Annotated in this window: 16 protein-coding genes and 1 pseudogene; 9 read left to right on the forward strand and 8 right to left on the reverse strand. The window is 66.7% G+C overall.

Going from position 1 to position 16,536, the window contains the following annotated elements; genetic code table 11:
* The first annotated feature begins 500 nt into the window (after positions 1 to 500).
* From ABGB11_RS41570 to ABGB11_RS41590, 5 genes are all read left to right on the forward strand, one after another.
* Positions 501 to 1,046 (forward strand): helix-turn-helix domain-containing protein, encoded by a 546-nt coding sequence (locus ABGB11_RS41570; RefSeq protein WP_347641170.1) that lies wholly within the window; start codon positions 501 to 503, stop codon positions 1,044 to 1,046.
* 417 nt (positions 1,047 to 1,463) lie between these two features.
* Positions 1,464 to 2,780, forward strand: coding sequence for an MFS transporter (locus ABGB11_RS41575; RefSeq protein ID WP_347641172.1), 1,317 nt, complete (start codon positions 1,464 to 1,466; stop codon positions 2,778 to 2,780).
* A 5-nt stretch (positions 2,781 to 2,785) separates the two neighbouring features.
* The gene (locus ABGB11_RS41580) at positions 2,786 to 3,196 is read left to right on the forward strand and encodes a tautomerase family protein (protein ID WP_347641174.1); all 411 of its coding nucleotides are present in this window, start codon (positions 2,786 to 2,788) and stop codon (positions 3,194 to 3,196) included.
* Positions 3,197 to 3,263: 67 nt separating this feature from the next.
* Entirely contained in the window at positions 3,264 to 4,754 is a 1,491-nt protein-coding gene (locus tag ABGB11_RS41585; RefSeq protein WP_347641196.1) for a CoA-acylating methylmalonate-semialdehyde dehydrogenase, read from the forward strand.
* 70 nt (positions 4,755 to 4,824) lie between these two features.
* Positions 4,825 to 6,444, forward strand: coding sequence for an amidohydrolase family protein (locus ABGB11_RS41590; RefSeq protein WP_347641176.1), 1,620 nt, complete (start codon positions 4,825 to 4,827; stop codon positions 6,442 to 6,444).
* 239 nt (positions 6,445 to 6,683) lie between these two features.
* Here the strand turns inward: ABGB11_RS41590 and ABGB11_RS41595 are convergent.
* A pseudogene (locus tag ABGB11_RS41595) lies at positions 6,684 to 6,857 on the reverse strand (IS5/IS1182 family transposase); the annotation flags it as partial.
* A 17-nt stretch (positions 6,858 to 6,874) separates the two neighbouring features.
* Here ABGB11_RS41595 and ABGB11_RS41600 point away from each other — a divergent pair.
* On the forward strand, positions 6,875 to 7,000 hold the full coding sequence (locus tag ABGB11_RS41600) for a hypothetical protein (RefSeq protein ID WP_347641198.1): 126 nt from the start codon (positions 6,875 to 6,877) through the stop codon (positions 6,998 to 7,000).
* A gap of 127 nt (positions 7,001 to 7,127) precedes the next feature.
* Here ABGB11_RS41600 and ABGB11_RS41605 read toward each other — a convergent pair whose 3' ends face one another.
* Positions 7,128 to 7,382, reverse strand: a complete 255-nt coding sequence (locus ABGB11_RS41605; RefSeq protein ID WP_347641178.1) for a hypothetical protein — start codon at positions 7,380 to 7,382, stop codon at positions 7,128 to 7,130.
* 569 nt (positions 7,383 to 7,951) lie between these two features.
* On the opposite strand from ABGB11_RS41605, the gene ABGB11_RS41610 reads away from it, so the two are divergent.
* A complete protein-coding gene (locus ABGB11_RS41610) occupies positions 7,952 to 8,659 on the forward strand; it encodes a transposase family protein (protein WP_347641180.1) in 708 nt (235 codons plus the stop codon).
* Between the two features lie 15 nt (positions 8,660 to 8,674).
* Positions 8,675 to 8,896 (forward strand): hypothetical protein, encoded by a 222-nt coding sequence (locus ABGB11_RS41615; RefSeq protein ID WP_347641200.1) that lies wholly within the window; start codon positions 8,675 to 8,677, stop codon positions 8,894 to 8,896.
* Positions 8,897 to 8,954: 58 nt separating this feature from the next.
* Here ABGB11_RS41615 and ABGB11_RS41620 read toward each other — a convergent pair whose 3' ends face one another.
* From ABGB11_RS41620 to ABGB11_RS41645, 6 genes are all read right to left on the reverse strand, one after another.
* Positions 8,955 to 10,565: a sodium:solute symporter gene (locus tag ABGB11_RS41620; RefSeq protein ID WP_347641182.1), complete on the reverse strand. Its 1,611-nt coding sequence runs from the start codon at positions 10,563 to 10,565 to the stop codon at positions 8,955 to 8,957.
* 3 nt (positions 10,566 to 10,568) lie between these two features.
* On the reverse strand, positions 10,569 to 10,796 hold the full coding sequence (locus tag ABGB11_RS41625) for a DUF3311 domain-containing protein (protein WP_347641184.1): 228 nt from the start codon (positions 10,794 to 10,796) through the stop codon (positions 10,569 to 10,571).
* Between the two features lie 39 nt (positions 10,797 to 10,835).
* On the reverse strand, positions 10,836 to 11,417 hold the full coding sequence (locus ABGB11_RS41630) for an ABATE domain-containing protein (protein WP_347641186.1): 582 nt from the start codon (positions 11,415 to 11,417) through the stop codon (positions 10,836 to 10,838).
* A 56-nt stretch (positions 11,418 to 11,473) separates the two neighbouring features.
* Entirely contained in the window at positions 11,474 to 13,783 is a 2,310-nt protein-coding gene (locus ABGB11_RS41635; protein WP_347641188.1) for a four-carbon acid sugar kinase family protein, read from the reverse strand.
* On the reverse strand, positions 13,770 to 14,654 hold the full coding sequence (locus tag ABGB11_RS41640; protein ID WP_347641190.1) for an alpha/beta hydrolase: 885 nt from the start codon (positions 14,652 to 14,654) through the stop codon (positions 13,770 to 13,772). Before ABGB11_RS41640 ends, ABGB11_RS41635 begins: the two co-directional genes overlap by 14 nt.
* 253 nt (positions 14,655 to 14,907) lie before the next feature.
* Positions 14,908 to 15,462 carry a helix-turn-helix domain-containing protein gene (locus ABGB11_RS41645; protein WP_347641192.1) on the reverse strand — a complete coding sequence of 185 codons (555 nt, stop codon included), beginning with the start codon at positions 15,460 to 15,462 and terminating at the stop codon, positions 14,908 to 14,910.
* Between the two features lie 635 nt (positions 15,463 to 16,097).
* Here ABGB11_RS41645 and ABGB11_RS41650 point away from each other — a divergent pair.
* Positions 16,098 to 16,463: a hypothetical protein gene (locus ABGB11_RS41650; RefSeq protein WP_347641194.1), complete on the forward strand. Its 366-nt coding sequence runs from the start codon at positions 16,098 to 16,100 to the stop codon at positions 16,461 to 16,463.
* The last annotated feature ends 73 nt before the right edge of the window (positions 16,464 to 16,536 follow it).

The raw sequence follows: 16,536 nt of genomic DNA on the forward strand, positions 1-16,536 counted from the left end.
GACCTCTCTACCGAGGGCTCCACGCCCATTTCGGGGTGTTCCGATCTGTCCGCGCGCCTGCCTGCCCGTGCCCGTTCATGCCCCAGAAGTCCCTGCTGTCCTAATCGATCTTGCAGAGAAAACCTCAATGGTCCCGGCGGCCGGCGAAATCCGGCCACTCTTCGCCCCGGTTGCCACGACCGTCCTCCATGGCCCTGCCGAGCGGGCGGGCAGTGCCGTCAGCCTCGTTGAGGTGATGGCCTTCGGGCTCGGCTTCCTGTGGGTACGCATACTTCGGCGAGGAGTTTCTGCTCGACCGCGACCAAGTCACGGGGACGCTACCAGCCAACCCGTGTCTTCTCCGCAGACGGGCACCGACCGTATGCGGAGATGCGGGACAGCGAATCGGTTCCCGCATTCGAGCGGTCGGACGCACCTCTGTAGGCGTCTATCTGTTCGGATCAGCGAAGGGCGGAGGCGTAGTTGGTCACGCGTTGCGGGGTTGCGGTATATCTATTGGCTTGGACGCAAGCTTTGGAGCCCGGGTTCGCCAGCGTCGCCAGCAGATGGGAATGACGCTGGAGACGTTCGCACAGCGCAGCGGAGTGTCGCGCGCGGGCCTGTCGAAGATCGAGCGCGGCGAGCGCAGGCCCGGCCTCGCGGTAGCGGTGCGCATCGCCGACGCTCTCGGGATGCAGCTGCCCGAACTGCTCGGGCAAGACGCCGCACCCGCCGTTCAGGTGCTCCGCGGCGTCAGCCAGGCCGCGATCGTCGATGCGGTGACGGGGGTCACACGCGAGTCGCCGTTCTCGGTGATGGACGGCGTCGAGGTGGTCCGCTACACCATCCCGGCGCACAAGTCCGCCGGGCCGTTCGAGCCGCACAGCCCCGGCACCAGGGAGGTCTTCGCCGTCATGGAGGGCGAAGTCGCCATCCGGGCCGGACACCACAGGGTCGAGCTGTCCAAGGGCGACCTTTCGGTCCTTCCCGGTGACGTGTCGCATGTCATCACCAACACCCAGGATTCGCCAGCGGTTCTCGTGCTTTTCATAGCACGGCGGCACTGATCAGCCAGGGGCTGGCGGGGCTCAACCGTCGCCGCCTCGACGGGCATGTCTGCGGGCCCACCGTCGCACGTGGCTCGCACTGACCGGCTTCAGGCCGGACGCCCAGGCAGGCCAGGGCATCCCCGTTCGCCTCGGTGAAGGCCAGATTCCAGACCTATGGGGTTGACTTCACCGTTCGCACACAGTAGAAATTTCTCCAATCAGAGAATGTGCTGATCGTTGACAGCGCATCCGCGTGCCCGCCCGGCGAGTGTTCCGTCCGACGGCGGACCGGGCCCGATTCCTTGCCACCCCACTGCATCTTGGGGAAGGGGCCGTCATGGCCAAGCCGAACGCCAGCCTGAAACCCGCCGCTCCACCTGTCCCGCCGCGCACCCGCGACGAGCGAGCCGACGCGGTCACGGAGGTGCCGTCGAGATGACCGACATCACCGGCCGCTCGCAGAGCGCGGCCTCTGCCGTCGGCGCGGAGACCGCCGTGACCTCGCGGGATGCGCGGAGGATCGCGGTTGCCGCGTTCGTCGGTACCGCCATGGAGTGGTACGACTACTTCCTTTACGGCACAGCGGCATCCCTGGTGTTCAACCGTCTGTACTTCGCGAGCGGGAATACGGCCGCCGCCACTTTGGCGGCGTTCGCCTCGTTCGGCGTGGGATTCCTCGCCCGGCCGATCGGCGCCGTGGTCTTCGGCCACATCGGTGACCGTTATGGCCGGCGCGTGTCCCTGCTCGCCACGGTGACGATGATCGGCGTGGCCACGGGGCTGATCGGGATGCTGCCCACGTACGCCGCGATCGGCATCGCCGCCCCCGTTCTGCTGACGCTGCTTCGTGTCCTCCAAGGGATCGCCATGGGCGGTGAGTGGAGCGGTGCGATCACGCTCGCCGTCGAGCACGCGCCGCCCGAACGCAGGGTCCGGTATGCCGTCCTCCCCCAGGTCGGTTCGCCGGTCGGCACGCTGCTGTCCTCAGGAGCGTTCACGCTCGTGTCCTTGCTGCCCAAGGGCCAGTTCGACAGCTGGGGCTGGCGACTTCCCTTCCTCGGGGCGGTGCCGCTTCTCCTGGTCGCGCTGTACCTACGCCGTCGGGTCCAGGAATCACCGCTGTTCAGGCGCATCCTGGAGACCGAGGAACCGGCGCGGCTGCCCGCGATCGAGATCTTCTCGCTCGCGTCGGGCCGGATGCTGCTCGGCCTCGCGGTCTCCCTGCTCCCCATCGCGGGCTTCTATCTGATGACCACCTTCGCCATCGGCTACGGGACCGAAACCCTCGGAGTGTCCCGGTCCCTGATGGTCGGGGCGACCGTGATCGCCGCCGCGATCCAGATCGGGGTCCTGTTCGTCTTCGGTCGCATCGCCGAGCGTCTCGGAGCCGCGCTCGTCTGCTGTCTGGGCTCCCTCGCGACCGCGGCCCTCGCGTTTCCGGTCTTCATGCTGATCGACACCGCACGTCCGCTGGCGGTCGTGCTCGGGATGACGGTGGCGATCGCCGTCCAGTCGGTGCCGTTCGCGGTGACCGGGGCGGTGCTCGCCGACCTGTTCCCGGCACGTCTTCGCTACAGCGGGATCGCGATCTCCTACAGCGCCGCCGGAGTCATCAGCGGGTTCGTCCCCCTGGCCGCCGCGTCGCTGGTCACCGCGGCCGGAGGCAGGTCCTGGCCGGCGGCCACGGTCCTCCTGGTGATCGCGCTGATGACCGCTGCCGGCGGGTTCGTCACATCCCTCCTCCGAAAGTGAGTCCCATGCCCATCACCCGCATCGATCTGTCCGCCACCCGATCGGCTGCCGATCGGCTGGCCATCGCCGAGGGCGTCCGGCGTGCTCTGCAGGAGGCGATCGGGATCCCCTCCGACGACCGGTTCCTGATCATCACCCCCCACGACCCGGCCGACCTCCTCTTCGACCGCGAATACGCCGGGGTGCGCCGCGAGGACATCGTCTACATCCAGGTCATCCTGGTTGGCGGCCGTCCCCAGGAACTCAAGCTGGACCTGTACCGCCGGATCGTGGCCAATCTGACCGAGGCCGGGGTGCGCCCGGACGACGTTTACATCGTCCTCACCGAGAACGACCTGGACGACTGGTCCGTCGGGCGCGGGCGAGCACAGCTGGTCGACCAGGGAACCGTCCCGGGGCGCCGTGCCGAATCCTGATCCCGCCTCAGCCCCCTCGAAACCCCTTCACCTGACGAACAGGACCATGAAGATGACCGATATCCCCATGACAGAGCACTGGATAGACGGCGCAGTGACGCCCGGCACCTCTGGCCGGTCCGGCGATGTGGTCGACCCCGCGACGGGCACCGTGACGAGCCGCGTCGCCTTCGCCGACCCCGCGGATCTCGACCGCGCCGTGGCCTCTGCGGCCGAGGCGGCCGAACATTGGGCGGCCCTGTCGGTGGCCCGCCGCACCGCGGTCTTGTTCTCCTTCCGCGAGCTGCTGAGGACGCGCGCGGACGAGCTGGTCGACATCGTCGTCTCCGAGCACGGGAAGGTGCGCTCGGACGCGGCGGGCGAGGTACAGCGGGCGCTGGAGAACGTCGAGTACGCCTGCGGTCTGCCTTCCCTGCTCAAGAGCGACTTCTCGGCGAACGTGTCGACCGGCGTGGATGTCCACTCCATGCGGCAGCCCGTCGGCGTGGTCGGCGTGATCTCGCCATTCAACTTCCCCGTCATGGTGCCCATGTGGTTCATGGCAGTGGCCATCGCTTGTGGGAACGCCGTGGTACTCAAGCCCAGCGAGAAGGACCCTTCGGCGTCGAATTTCATGGCGCGACTATGGCAGGAGGCCGGTCTGCCGGACGGTGTGCTGAACGTCGTGCATGGCGACAAAGTGGCCGTGGACGCGCTACTGGCCCATCCGCGCGTGGACGCGATCTCCTTCGTCGGCTCGACCCCTGTGGCGCGCTACGTCTATGAGACCGCGGCCCGCCATGGCAAGCGAGTGCAGGCACTCGGCGGCGCGAAGAACCACATGCTTGTCCTGCCCGATGCCGACCTCGACCAGGCCGCCGACGCCGCCGTGTCCGCCGGATTCGGGTCCGCGGGTGAGCGTTGCATGGCGGTTTCGGTCGTCGTGGCCGCCGAGCCGATCGCCGATCGGCTGGTCGCGACCATCGCCGACCGCATGTCCCAGCTGACGGTGGGCGACGGTCGGCGCCCGGACAGCGACATGGGTCCGCTTGTTACCCAGGCGCACCGGGATCGGGTGGAGTCCTATGTCCGCGCGGGAGCGTCGGAGGGAGCGACGCTGGTCGTCGACGGCCGGGGGCAGACCGTCAATGGCGAAGCCGGCGGATTCTGGCTCGGCCCGACGCTGTTCGACGGAGTCGACGAGAAGATGTCGATCTACACCGACGAGATCTTCGGACCCGTCCTGTCGGTTGTCCGCGTGGACGGGCTCGACGAAGGCCTCTCTCTGATCAACCGCAACGCCTACGGCAACGGCGCGGCCATCTTCACCCGTGACGGCGGAGCCGCGCGCCGGTTCTCCGAGGCGGTCCAGGCCGGGATGGTCGGTGTCAACGTGCCGATTCCGGTTCCAGTTGCGCACTACTCGTTCGGCGGCTGGAAGGGCTCCCTGTTCGGCGACGTCCATGCCTACGGTCCCGAGGGAGTCCACTTCTTCACCCGCAACAAGGTCATCACCTCACGCTGGCCCGGCACCCTCTCAGAGGGCCTGAACATGGCGTTTCCCAGCACGGCCGAGTGACCTGCCAGGCGCACCCCGACACCGACCCACCCGCCTCCAACCGAGGAGTCCTCCTTTGACAGCATCGGCCATGACGACCGACATGGACGATCGGCCCCGCCTCTTCCGTGCGCGCCGCATCGAGCCGCTCAGCGGTACCGCCCCCGAAGCCTTCCTGGTCCTCGGCGACCGGTTCGTCGCTACGGGCGGCTTCGACGATCTGCGGCGCCGGGCACCGCACGCCGAGGTCGTCGACCTGGACGGAGCGCTCGTCGTGCCCGGGTTCAACGACGCCCACTGCCATCCCACGGTGACGGCAGAGACAAGGCTGCGGTTGGACGTGTCCCCGGCCGCAGCCGGGAACCTCACCGATATCCGCCGGCTCCTGTCCGATCAGGCGACACGGACCGCCGACGGCGACTGGATCTTCGCCTCCGGCTACAACCCCGCCCGCACGTCACCGGACACTCGGCTGGACCGCGCCGTCCTGGACGGCATCTCGACCCGGCACCCCATCGCCGTCGTGATGTTCAACTGGCACGCCGCCGTCGTCAACACGCCCGCGCTGGATCTCATCGGTCTCACTGATCGCTCCGAAGCGCCGTTCGGCGGTGAGATCGGCAAGGACCCCGCCGGGCACCTGGACGGCTGGCTCTACGAGCAGGCGTTCCTCGACCCGTACTGGGCCGGAAGCGGGCGGCAGCCGTGGATTCCGGATCTGAGCACCGACGCCCTCGTGGACGCCCTGGTCGAGGAGAACACCTTCCTCCACTCGCAGGGCATCACCTCGTATTGCGACGCGATCGTCACTCCGCGGGCGTGGAAGACCTTCCAGGCCGCGCGGGAGGCGGGACGTCTGACACCCCGTGTCGGGATGCTCCTTTGGAGCACGTACTTCGACACCGTGCGTGAGTTGGGGATCGGCGCCGGGTTCGGCGATGAGCGGCTCCGCTTCGTCGGCGTGAAGACGATGTACGACGGCGCGCTCATGAGCGGCACCTGCCTGTGCAGCCGCCCGTTCCCCAGCGCCACCGACGGAGAGAACGGGATCCAGCTGGTCGACCGGGCTGATTTCGGGGACCTCGTCCGGGACGTGCACCACGCCGGCGGCAGGATCTGCGTCCACGCGAACGGCGACCGCGCGATCGCGGAGGTGCTCGACGCCGTTGAGGCGGCGCAGGCGCAAGGCCCTGGTGCGCGGCTGAACCACCGGATCGAGCACTGCAGCATCGTCGACGAGGGCCTGATCGCTCGGATTCGCGACGCGGGCGTCACCCCAGTCCCCTTCGCCGGGGCCATTCGCCAGAGTGGCGACCAGCTTGTCCGTTTCTACGGCCCGGAACGGGCGGCGAATACGGCCGCGCATCGCGCCTTCCTCGACGCGGGAATCACGATCGGCGGTTCTTCCGACTACCCCACCACGCCGGTGGCCCCCCTGACCGCATTCCAGTCCATGACCTCCCGTGCGCTCCCCGACGGCAGCGTCATCGGCCCCGAGCAGCGCGTCACCGCCCGGCAGGCATTGGAGATCTACACCGTCGGCTCCGCATACGCCTGCGGCGAAGCGGGCTTGAAAGGCCGCATCGCACCCGGTCAACTTGCCGACTTCGTCGTCCTGGACACCGACATCCTCGACGCCGACCCCGACACGATCGGCAGGACACACGTGCTGTCGACGTGGGTCGGCGGCCGGCGCGTCTGGAGTGCCTGACAGAGTACCTCTGGTCGAGACAGCGGGGCCCTCCGGAGCCTGCGGCGCGGGCGCCGGTCACCGGAGGGCTCCGCATCGCGACGCGTCCGCCGGCCCCGTCCGGACGGCAGAGCACCGGGCGAGGCGAGGGTCGGCGCCGTAGGCGACCGACCGCAGAAGAAGGGGTGTACTGCACCGGGGAGGGGACAAGAAGCGTTCACCATCCTGAACGCTTTTCAGCGTGATGCGGTCTCGCGGAGTTACAGGGTGTGGATGGCTCTGGGAAGACGGCCGGCGCGGTGGGCAGCAGCGCAGCTTCCGCAGGATTCGCCATGACTTGAGCTGCGCGTCCGCGCGTTCGCCGGGTCCGCGAGCTTGGCGTGTGCGCGGTTGGCGTCCATTTGCGGCTCGAGCTTGTCGCGTCCCTTGTAGGGCAGCCGTAGTGAGCAGCATGCCGCTGGTGATCGCCGCACCGGCGACCACCAGCGACAGCATCCGGTATGCCGCCTTGCTGACCTTCAGCTTGCGCGTCCAGATGGAACCGTCCGGCAACGCCGGCGGTTCACTCCTCCGTTGAGGGCAATGACGGCAACGGGGGCAGACGCCGCTGCACGTGAGGTGCGCCTGCCGAAACTCAATGCGGATCGGCACAGTCATGCCCGTTGACCTCGAACGAACTGATCAGGTGCGCTCGCAGGCTTGGTTCAGGACTGACGCAGCGGCGCGAGCGCGTCGCTCCAGGCAATCACCTCGCTGAACATTTGCTGGAGTTGATCCTCATGATGTTCTGCGGGCATGAAGGTCGCGAAACTCGCGAAATCTGCCACTAGCGACAGATTTACCTGGGTTCGCACGGCAGCCATGTGGAGTGCTCCGGCGATGAGGCGCAGGTGTTCGGCCGCGCGGGCGCCACTGACATTGCCGCCATATGCGACGGAGCCGGCGGCCTTATTACCCATTCGCGATAAAGAAAGTCGAGAGCATTCTTAAGCGCGGAAGGGCTTCTCCAAACGTACTGATAGAGGCTCGGATGTATGAGCGCATGCCGAAACAACTGCCGATACGAACTCTCGGTTCGGATTCAGACCTGCGCAGCTAGAGCCACTGCGAGACCGTTCAATCGCAGACGTGTTCCGCGCCCCAGTGCGAACGTGTCGTGCTGAACACCGCTCGGAGTCGGCCCGGCTGGCGTGCGATGAGCCTGCCCTGCCGCCGAGTCTTCTCTCTCGATCACAACCGCATCCTCCTGACAGAGTCCATCAGAAGATAACGGATCGAATCTTGCGATTAGTCCTCATGGGCTCACGCACTCTAAAGTCAGTTACTTACAAATAAATAAGCATCGCATGGACACCAGGCGGACGAGACAACAGTGCACGCATCTCATGTCCGGAGTACGGGCCATGGAGCTGATTCCATCTTGATCTCCGCTGGTCACAGGCTGATCGCGGGCCGCGCGGCGCGTCGGTAATCGAAAGAGCTCCTGGTAAGTCGAGGTTTGCGACCACCTTGACCACCAGGAGCTCCGATGCTGTTCTATCGTGCTGCGCTGGATCTGTCCCCCTCGGCCCGCGAGTTCGTGGCCGACCTGGTCCGCAGGCATCGAGCAGAGCTCGGGTCTCGGTGGCGGCGGTTGCCTCCTGGCCGTCAGGCGCTGCTGGTGCTGGTGTACCTGCGCCGCAACGAGACCTTCGCGCGCCTGGCGGCCGAGTTCGGTGTCGGCGTCGCGACCGCGCACCGCTACGTCACCGAGGTGATCGACCTGCTCGCCGAGCTGGCTCCGGACCTGCGGCAAGCGCTGCGGATCGCGCGGCGCAAGGCGTATGTCGTGCTGGACGGCACGCTCGCGCCGATCGACCGGCTGTCGGGCGCGGGTGACCGCCTGTACTACTCGGGCAAGCATCGCCGCCATGGCGTGAACGTGCAGTTCCTCACCGATCCGCATGGTGAGCTGATCTGGGCCTCGCCGACGCTGCCCGGCTCGGTGCATGACCTGACAGCGGCCCGTGAGCACGGCATCGTCGACGGCCTGACCTTCTGGGCGATCGCTGGCTACGCCGACAAGGGATATCAGGGGGCCGGCGGCGCCATCGGCACTCCGTACAAGCGGAAGAAGGGCCGCCGGCTGGGGAAGCGCAAGAAGTTGTGGTACATCCTGCGCAAGGCACGCTGCTCACCCAGCCGCATGACCGCTGTGGTCCAAGCGATCCTTACCCTCGAATACCAGGGCCGATGAGGATGGAATCACCTCATGGTCGACGCAGGAGCAGCTGGGGCTTCCGGACTCAACGACGTCAAGGCAGGCGTGATCGCCTACAAGATCGCCTCGGACCTGGCCAAGGGCCACCCGGCTGCGCAGGCGTCGGATGACGCCGCACCGCGCGGCGTCGACTTCCGGCGGGAGGACCAATTGATCGGCACGGGGCCGGCAAAGGAGGCGAAGGGAGCCTCAAATCAGGAACGGCCGGGATGAGACCAAGCGATAGCGTGCGCCGAAACCGCAGTGGGCGACGCCCACTGCGGTGTTCGGATCAACTGACGCCGGACAGCTCCAGATCCTTGACCTTCGGGTCGCCCTCATCGCCGAGGTAGTCGGCCTCACGAGTGGCGTCCTCGCCGTCCTTGAGCTTGACCGCCCGGCAGACCAGGGTTGCCGCGACCGCGACGATCAGATTGACGGCCAGTGCGAGGACACCGACGTAGACCGTCTTGTCGGTTTCCAGACCGAGATCGCTCATTTGGAATGCTGAGCCGCCAAAATGCGCCTTGTGCTTGGCCGGGTTCGGGATGCCGTAGAGCATCCACAGCCCGGCGATCAGCCCGGCCGCCCAGCCTGCGATGAGCGCGAGGCGGTGGAACCAGCGAGTGACCAGGCCGAGCCCGACCGACGGCAACGTCTGCAGGATGATGACACCGCCGATCAGCTGCAGGTCGATGGAGAACTGCGGGTCCAGCGCCAGGATGCAGATCACCGCACCGACCTTGACCACCAGCGACACCAGCTTGCTGACCAGCGCCTCCTGCTTCTCGGTGGCGTCCTTGTGCAGATACTCCTTGTAGATGTTGCGGGTGAACAGGTTCGCCGCCGCGATCGACATGATCGCCGCCGGGACGAGCGCGCCGATGCCGACCGCGGCGTAGGCGACGCCGGTGAACCAGTCGGGGAACATGCGGTCGAACAGCAGCGGCACCACGGTGTTGGTGTCGGGGCCGCCGTCGGTCACGATCGGCTTGACGCCTGCGGCGATCGCCATGAATCCGAGGAGGGCGATCAGCCCGAGGACGAAACTGTAGGCGGGTAGCGCGGCCATGTTCCGCTTGATCACGTTTCGGTTCTTGCTGGCCAGCACGCCGGTGACGCTGTGCGGGTACAGGAACAGCGCAAGCGCCGAGCCGAGTGCGAGCATCGCGTAGTTGAGCTGGTTGGTGCCGTTCAAGAGGACGCCGTCGGCCGGGGCGGGCGTCTTGTCGAACTTGGCCTGCGCCGCGTCGAAGACGTTTCCCCAGCCGCCGAGCTTGGCGGGGATGTACAGCACCGCGACGATGACGACCAGGTAGATCAGGATGTCCTTGACGAAGGCGATCAGCGCCGGCGCGCGCAGTCCGGACTGGTAGGTGTAGGCGGCAAGCACGAGGAACGCGATGATCAGCGGCCAATGCCCGTTCACGCCCATCGCTGTCAGCACGGCTTGGATGCCGACCAGTTGCAGCGCGATGTAGGGCATCGTGGCGACGATGCCGGTGATCGCGACGACCAGCGCCAGGCTCGGTGAACCGAATCGCGCCCGGACGAAGTCCGCCGGAGTGACGAACCCGTGCACGTGCGACACCGACCAGAGCCGGATCAGCACGAGGAAGACCAGTGGGTAGACCACGATCGTGTACGGGACGGCGTAGAAACCGGCCGCGCCCGCGCCGAACACCAGCGCTGGTACGGCCACGAAGGTGTAGGCGGTGTAGAGGTCGCCGCCTATCAGGAACCAGGTGATCCAGCTGCCGAAGTTACGGCCGCCGAGGCCCCATTCGTCCAACGAATGCATGCTGTCGGGCCGCCGCCATCGGGAGGCGACGAACCCGAGCCCGCTGACCAGCAGGAACAGCATCACGAAGACGAACAGTTCGGTCGTGTGCCCGTGCGCCACAGGTCATCCCTTCTTCCGGGTCATCAGGTACACGACGACGGTGCAGGCGACGCCGAGCGGGATGAAGGCGAACTGGATCCAGTAGAAAGCCGGGAATCCGGCGAGCGACGGGCCGTCGCTGTTGAACAGAAGGGTCAGCAGCGGGACGACGACGGGAACCACCAGCAGCCAGTTCCACGAACTGCGGTCGGAGCGTGCCGTTGGATCCGCTGGGGGGTCAGGCCATGCCAAGAGGTCCTCCTCGGACAGGGGGTGGTGATCACAAAGCTGCTACCGGCGCTGCCGGAGTTGATGGGCGCGTACCTTGGTGCGGTTGCCGCATCGGGTCATCGAGCACCAGCGGCGATTGTGCGCGGGAGAACGGTCGACGAAGCGCAGAGCACAGCGGTCGGCGCCGCAGACGCGAACCCGGCTGATCTCGGGAGAGAGCAGTAGTTCCACCGCGTCACGGGCGACCAGTCCGAGTGCTGTCATCGGGTCGTCGGGTCTACTCTCGTCGTTCCCCGGTACCAAGCGCCCGTCCTCGATGACGGCCTGGGGAGCAGGACGAGGCGCCGCCCTCGCCGCATCGTTGATCATGGACAGGTCCGCTTGGGACGGCATCCTGCTCTCCGCGGCCATCATGACCGCACGGTCGATCCCCTCCCGCAGCCTCCGTGCGGAGCCCAGCAGGGCATCGCCTTCGGCCGGCGATCTCCGGGCGTCGATCAGCTCGGCGGCGGTGAGCCAGCGAAGTACATCCGCGGGTTCGCGGAGTGTCTCCTGAGGTTCCTTCCAGCGATCACGCAGGGTGTTGACGAAATCGAGACAGACTCGGCCGCCATACCAGAGCCATTCGTTGTCCACCGTCATGAACCTCCGTCGTCCAGGAAGACCGCCATTGACTAACCTCATCAAGAGGTTAGCGACTACGGCTCCGCTCGCAGGACGTTCACGACGTGGGCCAGCGCGTCGTCGTTCCCGACGTTTCCGGCGAACACGATGTACGGCACGCCGGGAACGTTGCCGTCGACGCCGGTCCAGGCGGACACGATGCCCGGGAGCATCGTGCCGCGTACCCAGGCACGCCGGACGCGCAGCGCGTCGGTCGCGATATCGCTGGAGGTGATCCCTCCTTTCGCGACGATGAACCGGGGAACACGAGCAGCCGTCACCGTGCGCACAACCTCGACGAGCGCGGCGGAGACCTGGCGGGCGATCGCCAGGCTCGTCGCGGCGTCGCCGCCGGTGACCACTTCTCTCGTGGTCTGGATGACCACATCGGCGGTGTCCAGGTCTCGAAGCACCGCGTTCGCCATCCTGGCGATATGGGCATCACGCCGACCGGCGTCGAGCAGCTCCGCCACGTCCAACGTCAACTCGCGGATCCCGTCCATCGTGCGCAATGCGGTCAACTGCCTGGTCGTCAACGACACGTGAGAACCGACGACGACGAGCCCATGCGGGGCCGCGACGCCTTCCTTGAAGAGATCGGCCGCGCTGAGCGGGAGGCTGGCCCCCTGCCCTGTGCGTGCCCGCACGAATGAGGGGCCCGTGCGATAGAGGAGTCGCCGGCCGCTCTCCTCGGCGGCCAAGGCTCCCAGCGCGACGACCCGCAGATCGTCGTCGCAGGCCGCGTCGACGACCGCGAGTCGACCGCTCCGCAACGTCTGCAGCAACTCCGATACTCTGCGCTCGCCTCCGAGCCGGATGTCGTCGAGCCCGATACCGAGTACCTCCGAGCGTCGCCATCGACCACCGCTCTTTTCCTCGGCATAAGCCGCGAGATCGGAGTTGCTGTAGCCGAAGGCGGCGTCGCGGGCGAACTCCGAAGCCCCGACCGGCAGCATCCCCTGATCGGTGCGGATCCAATGGACGCCGTCCACGGTCAACCGTCCGGCGTCCACGTAAGCCGGGCACAGCACCACACCGTCCACCGGCGGTTCGCCATGCTCGGCGAGGGCGTGGCCGAGCACATCGGTCTCGAGCGGGAAATGCCCCCGCAAAGTCGAGTCACCGCGACTCACCAGCGTGAAGGCGCGTCGCTCAGAACGGGCCGCAGCCACCAGCGATGCGACGATGGCGCGGTTGCGTGCGGCCGCCTGGTCGGGTTCCAGACTGCGGGTGTTGGTGAGGACGAAAAACGTCGGCGAATCCTGACGCATCGCCCACCGCAGGTCCTCCACCGACCATGCCGTCAGCACCGGGACTCCGGTTACGGCCTGAGTGCCGGTCGGATCATCATCGAGCACCACCAGGAGTCGTCCGGATGCACGGATGCGTTCGGCCACCGCCTCCGGCTCGATCGGTCTGACAGGAGGCAGGTCTGTGAGCAGTTCCTGCTCGACCCGGATCTTTGAGGCCGTCACAGCGGCGCTCGATGGGCTGGCCACCGTCCAGCCGGACACTTCTTCATGGAGCCTTCGAAGGGCTTCCTCGGTCGAGTCGGCAGGAATGCATTCCAGTGCGAACTGTCCAGAGTAATCCCGGTCGATGAATGCGTTGATGAGGTCCTGGATATTCGCAGAACCACTCCCAGGCTCCCCGCGGCCCGGTACATCCGCGATCTGGACATGCTCGACCAGGTCCCCGTGCCGGGAGATCGCCTGCTCAAGATCCTCCCCGTTGACCGCCAGGTGGTACTGGTCGAACAGGAGGCCCAGATTATCGAGCCCGGATTCGTTCTTGATCTTATTGATCAGACTGGCGGCATCGTCCGTCGTCTTGAGCGGGTAGTGCGGCATACCGCTCAATGGTTCGATCAGGATGGTGCCGTCGATACGACGGGCGGACCTCATCGCGAAGGCCACGTTGGCCGCGGCGGTCTCGTCCTGCAGATCGGCCGGAAGCCCGGGCAGCCGATGGCCGTAGGGTGCATTGAACAGCCGGATACCCAGCCGCTCGCCGATCTCCATCCCGATTTCGACGCTCCGCCGGAACTCAGCGGTATGCTCCGGATAAGAGAGAACTCCCCGCTCGCCGTTCTGCATATCACCCGCAAAAAGGTTCATCGCCACGACTTGCACGCCGGAACGCTGCACCGAGGACACGAATGCGTCGATCAGTCCTGGACGGGGATCCGGGTCCTTCCCGAACGGCCACCAAAATTCGACACGGTCGAAGCCGGCAGCCTTCGCCACGGCAGGTCTTTCGAGAAGTGGATGTTCGGAGAACAGCAGCGTAAGGTTGGCGACGAACTCGTGCGCCGCGAACGGCGAATGGCGCTCAGATGGCAGCATCTGCGCTCCTGGCCTCGGCGAAGAACGCCCTCAGGTGATTCAGGAGGGCGTCGGGACGTTCCTCGGCGATGAAGTGCCCGCACTCGGGAATTTCGGCGCCGGTGACGTCCTCGGCGTAGTCCCGCCAGATTTCCAATGTGGGCAGCCGGGCGGGCAACCCGACCGAGCCCCACAGAGCGAGGACCGGCATGGCCAGCTTGTGCCCCATGTCCGCATCGGCGTCGTCGAGCGCCAGGTCCTCTTCCTGGGCGCGATAGTCGTCGAACCCGGCCCGCAGCGCACCTGGCCTGGAGAAGGCCTGGACGTAGGCGTCCACGGCATCCGCCTCCAGCCCATGGCGGTTGTAGGTCCAGCGCTCGAAGAAGAACTCGAGATACCCGCGGATGTCGTTGCCCACCAGACGCTCCGGCAGATCAGGCTGCAGGTGGAACAGCCAATGCCAGTACCCGGGGGCCACCGAGGCGTCCAGGCGCCGGAACATCTCCCGCGTCGGCACGACGTCGAGGACGGCCAGCCGCTCCACCTGATCCGGACGGTCCAGGGCCCAGCGGTGCGCCACGCGGGCACCGCGGTCGTGGCCCACCACGATGGCCCGTTCGAAGCCGAGCACCCGCACCAGTTCGGCCACGTCCGCGGCCATCTGGCGTTTGCCGTACCCGTCGACCGGCTTGTCACTGAGACCGTATCCGCGCAGGTCGGGAGCGACCACAGTGTGATCCACGGCCAGCGGCCCGAGCACGGCCCGCCAGCACAGGCTGGTCTGCGGCCATCCGTGAAGCAGCACCACCAGCGGGCCGGAACCCGCTCTCGTGTAGTGCAGACGGATCCCGTTCACCGAGACCACTTCGGTCGTCGCCGTTGCGAAACTCATGAGCCGCTCATCCCCTTAACTGTCTTAGGGGGTTAAGCTAGTGCGCAGTGCAACGCCGTGGCAAGAGGCGAGGACGATCGGGAAGATCGTGTGGGTGAGGAGATGTCGTCGCGGCGCTCGGTGCCCGTGCTCGATGAACCGCTTGCGCTACTTGGCCGCCGTCGGCGGCGAGACACCCCACTCGGGGGGCACAGGCGTATGGAACGCCCCGGCTGCGCGCATGCCACACGATCCGGCAGCGCGGCGCAGAACGCTAGTCCGCCACCGGCTGGATGAGGGTCAGGACGATGTGCGCGGACGACGTTCCGGTATTGATCAAGTGGTGTGCCACATCGCCCGGGGTCGCCGCGACTTGACCAGTTGCGAGATGGAGCGTGTGCTGACCCGCCCGGATCTCGATCTGCCCGTCGACCACGACGAACAACTCACGAGTCCCGGCGCTGTGAGGGTGGAAGGGACCTGCCGTGGCGCCCGCCGGTATGAGATATCTGACCACCTCGACACGATCCGCGGGCTGGAACAGCGTCTGGCGGCAGACGCCGCTGTCCTCGTCGACGAAGGACCGCGGATCCGTGTCGATCATGATTTCCGGCCTGGCGGCGGCGTCGCCCTCGAGCAGCACGGGAAGCGGGATGCCGAGCGTGTCGGCGATGGCGACGGCGGCGGTCAGGGTGGGTGACCGCTCGCCACGCTCGATCTTCGAGAGCGTCGCGCGGGAGACGCCAACGCGGCCGGCAAGGTCGTCGAGACTCAAACCCACCTGTTGTCGCCGCAACCGAATCTGGCCGCCCAGGCTCTGCTTATTCACGACTTCTCCACCAGAAAGGCGTCGACGGATCGCCGTATGAAGACTGCCGCACAGTGCGCCACGCGACGAGTCCACCAAAAGCGGTGACGGCGCCACTGCGGGTCAATCTGAGGATCTCATCGGCGGGCGAGCTCAACGATCTCCTCAACGGTGACGCGGTGCGATCTGAGCGAGTTCCGCTGTCGGACTTCGAACCAGTCTCTCATCACGATGAACCCTTCCTGCGACTTACCCACGCACGGGAGCGTGATCTGCGGCTGCGGCCTCGGGGCCGCCCTTGACAACGAACCACGTTAGAAGAATCCTCTACTATACAAGAATCTTCTACCGCCAGGTCGTCCCATATCCGCCTGCCGACAAAAGAGGGTGGTCTCCATCGACGGAACTGGCGATCTCGACGCTGCGCTCGTGACGTCCAGGTTCGACGACGCTCATCGCCATCCCTCCTCGGAGAATCGGTCGGCGGTCCCTGCTGAGCGGATCAGGGAGGCCCAGGTGCTCTCCGCCCAGGTCGGCGGGCGGCAGGTCTGGGCCAGGTAGTCAGCGCGACAAGCAGCCGGCAAGCAGCCGGCGAAGCGAACCGGTCACACGAACCGCTACCGAGCCGCCTCCAGCGCTCAAAGATTGGACCGCCCATGCCACGCCTATCGCGGCGCGCCGACCTCGTCGACCCGCCAGGCACTCGTGTCACCGATGCCGGGCACACGGCCCTTCCGATCGCGTGTGCCGCGACCTTCACGATCCTGGTCGACTACACGGCGCCGATGACCACCCTGCCGGCCACCATGGTCGCCCTGGACGGGGGCAGCACCGGCCAGGTATGGGCGTTGAACGGCATGCCTCTGGGTTTGGCCGGGTTCTTGCTCGTGGCGGGGCGTCTCGCCGACCACTACGGGCGCAAGCGGCTCTACGTCATCGGGATGGCCACCCTCGTGCTGGCAACCGTTCTCAGAGGGAGTTTTGTGGCCGAGCGTTCCAGTATGACTAGTCACTGTGAGTGACAATCATATGGCGGTGGATTGTGACCATGGGTGTGGCTGAGCTGCACTGATGGCATGGGTGAGCGTAAGCCGT

It is taken from the genome of Actinomadura sp. B10D3 (assembly GCF_039871695.1).
Taxonomy (GTDB): domain Bacteria; phylum Actinomycetota; class Actinomycetes; order Streptosporangiales; family Streptosporangiaceae; genus Spirillospora; species Spirillospora madurae.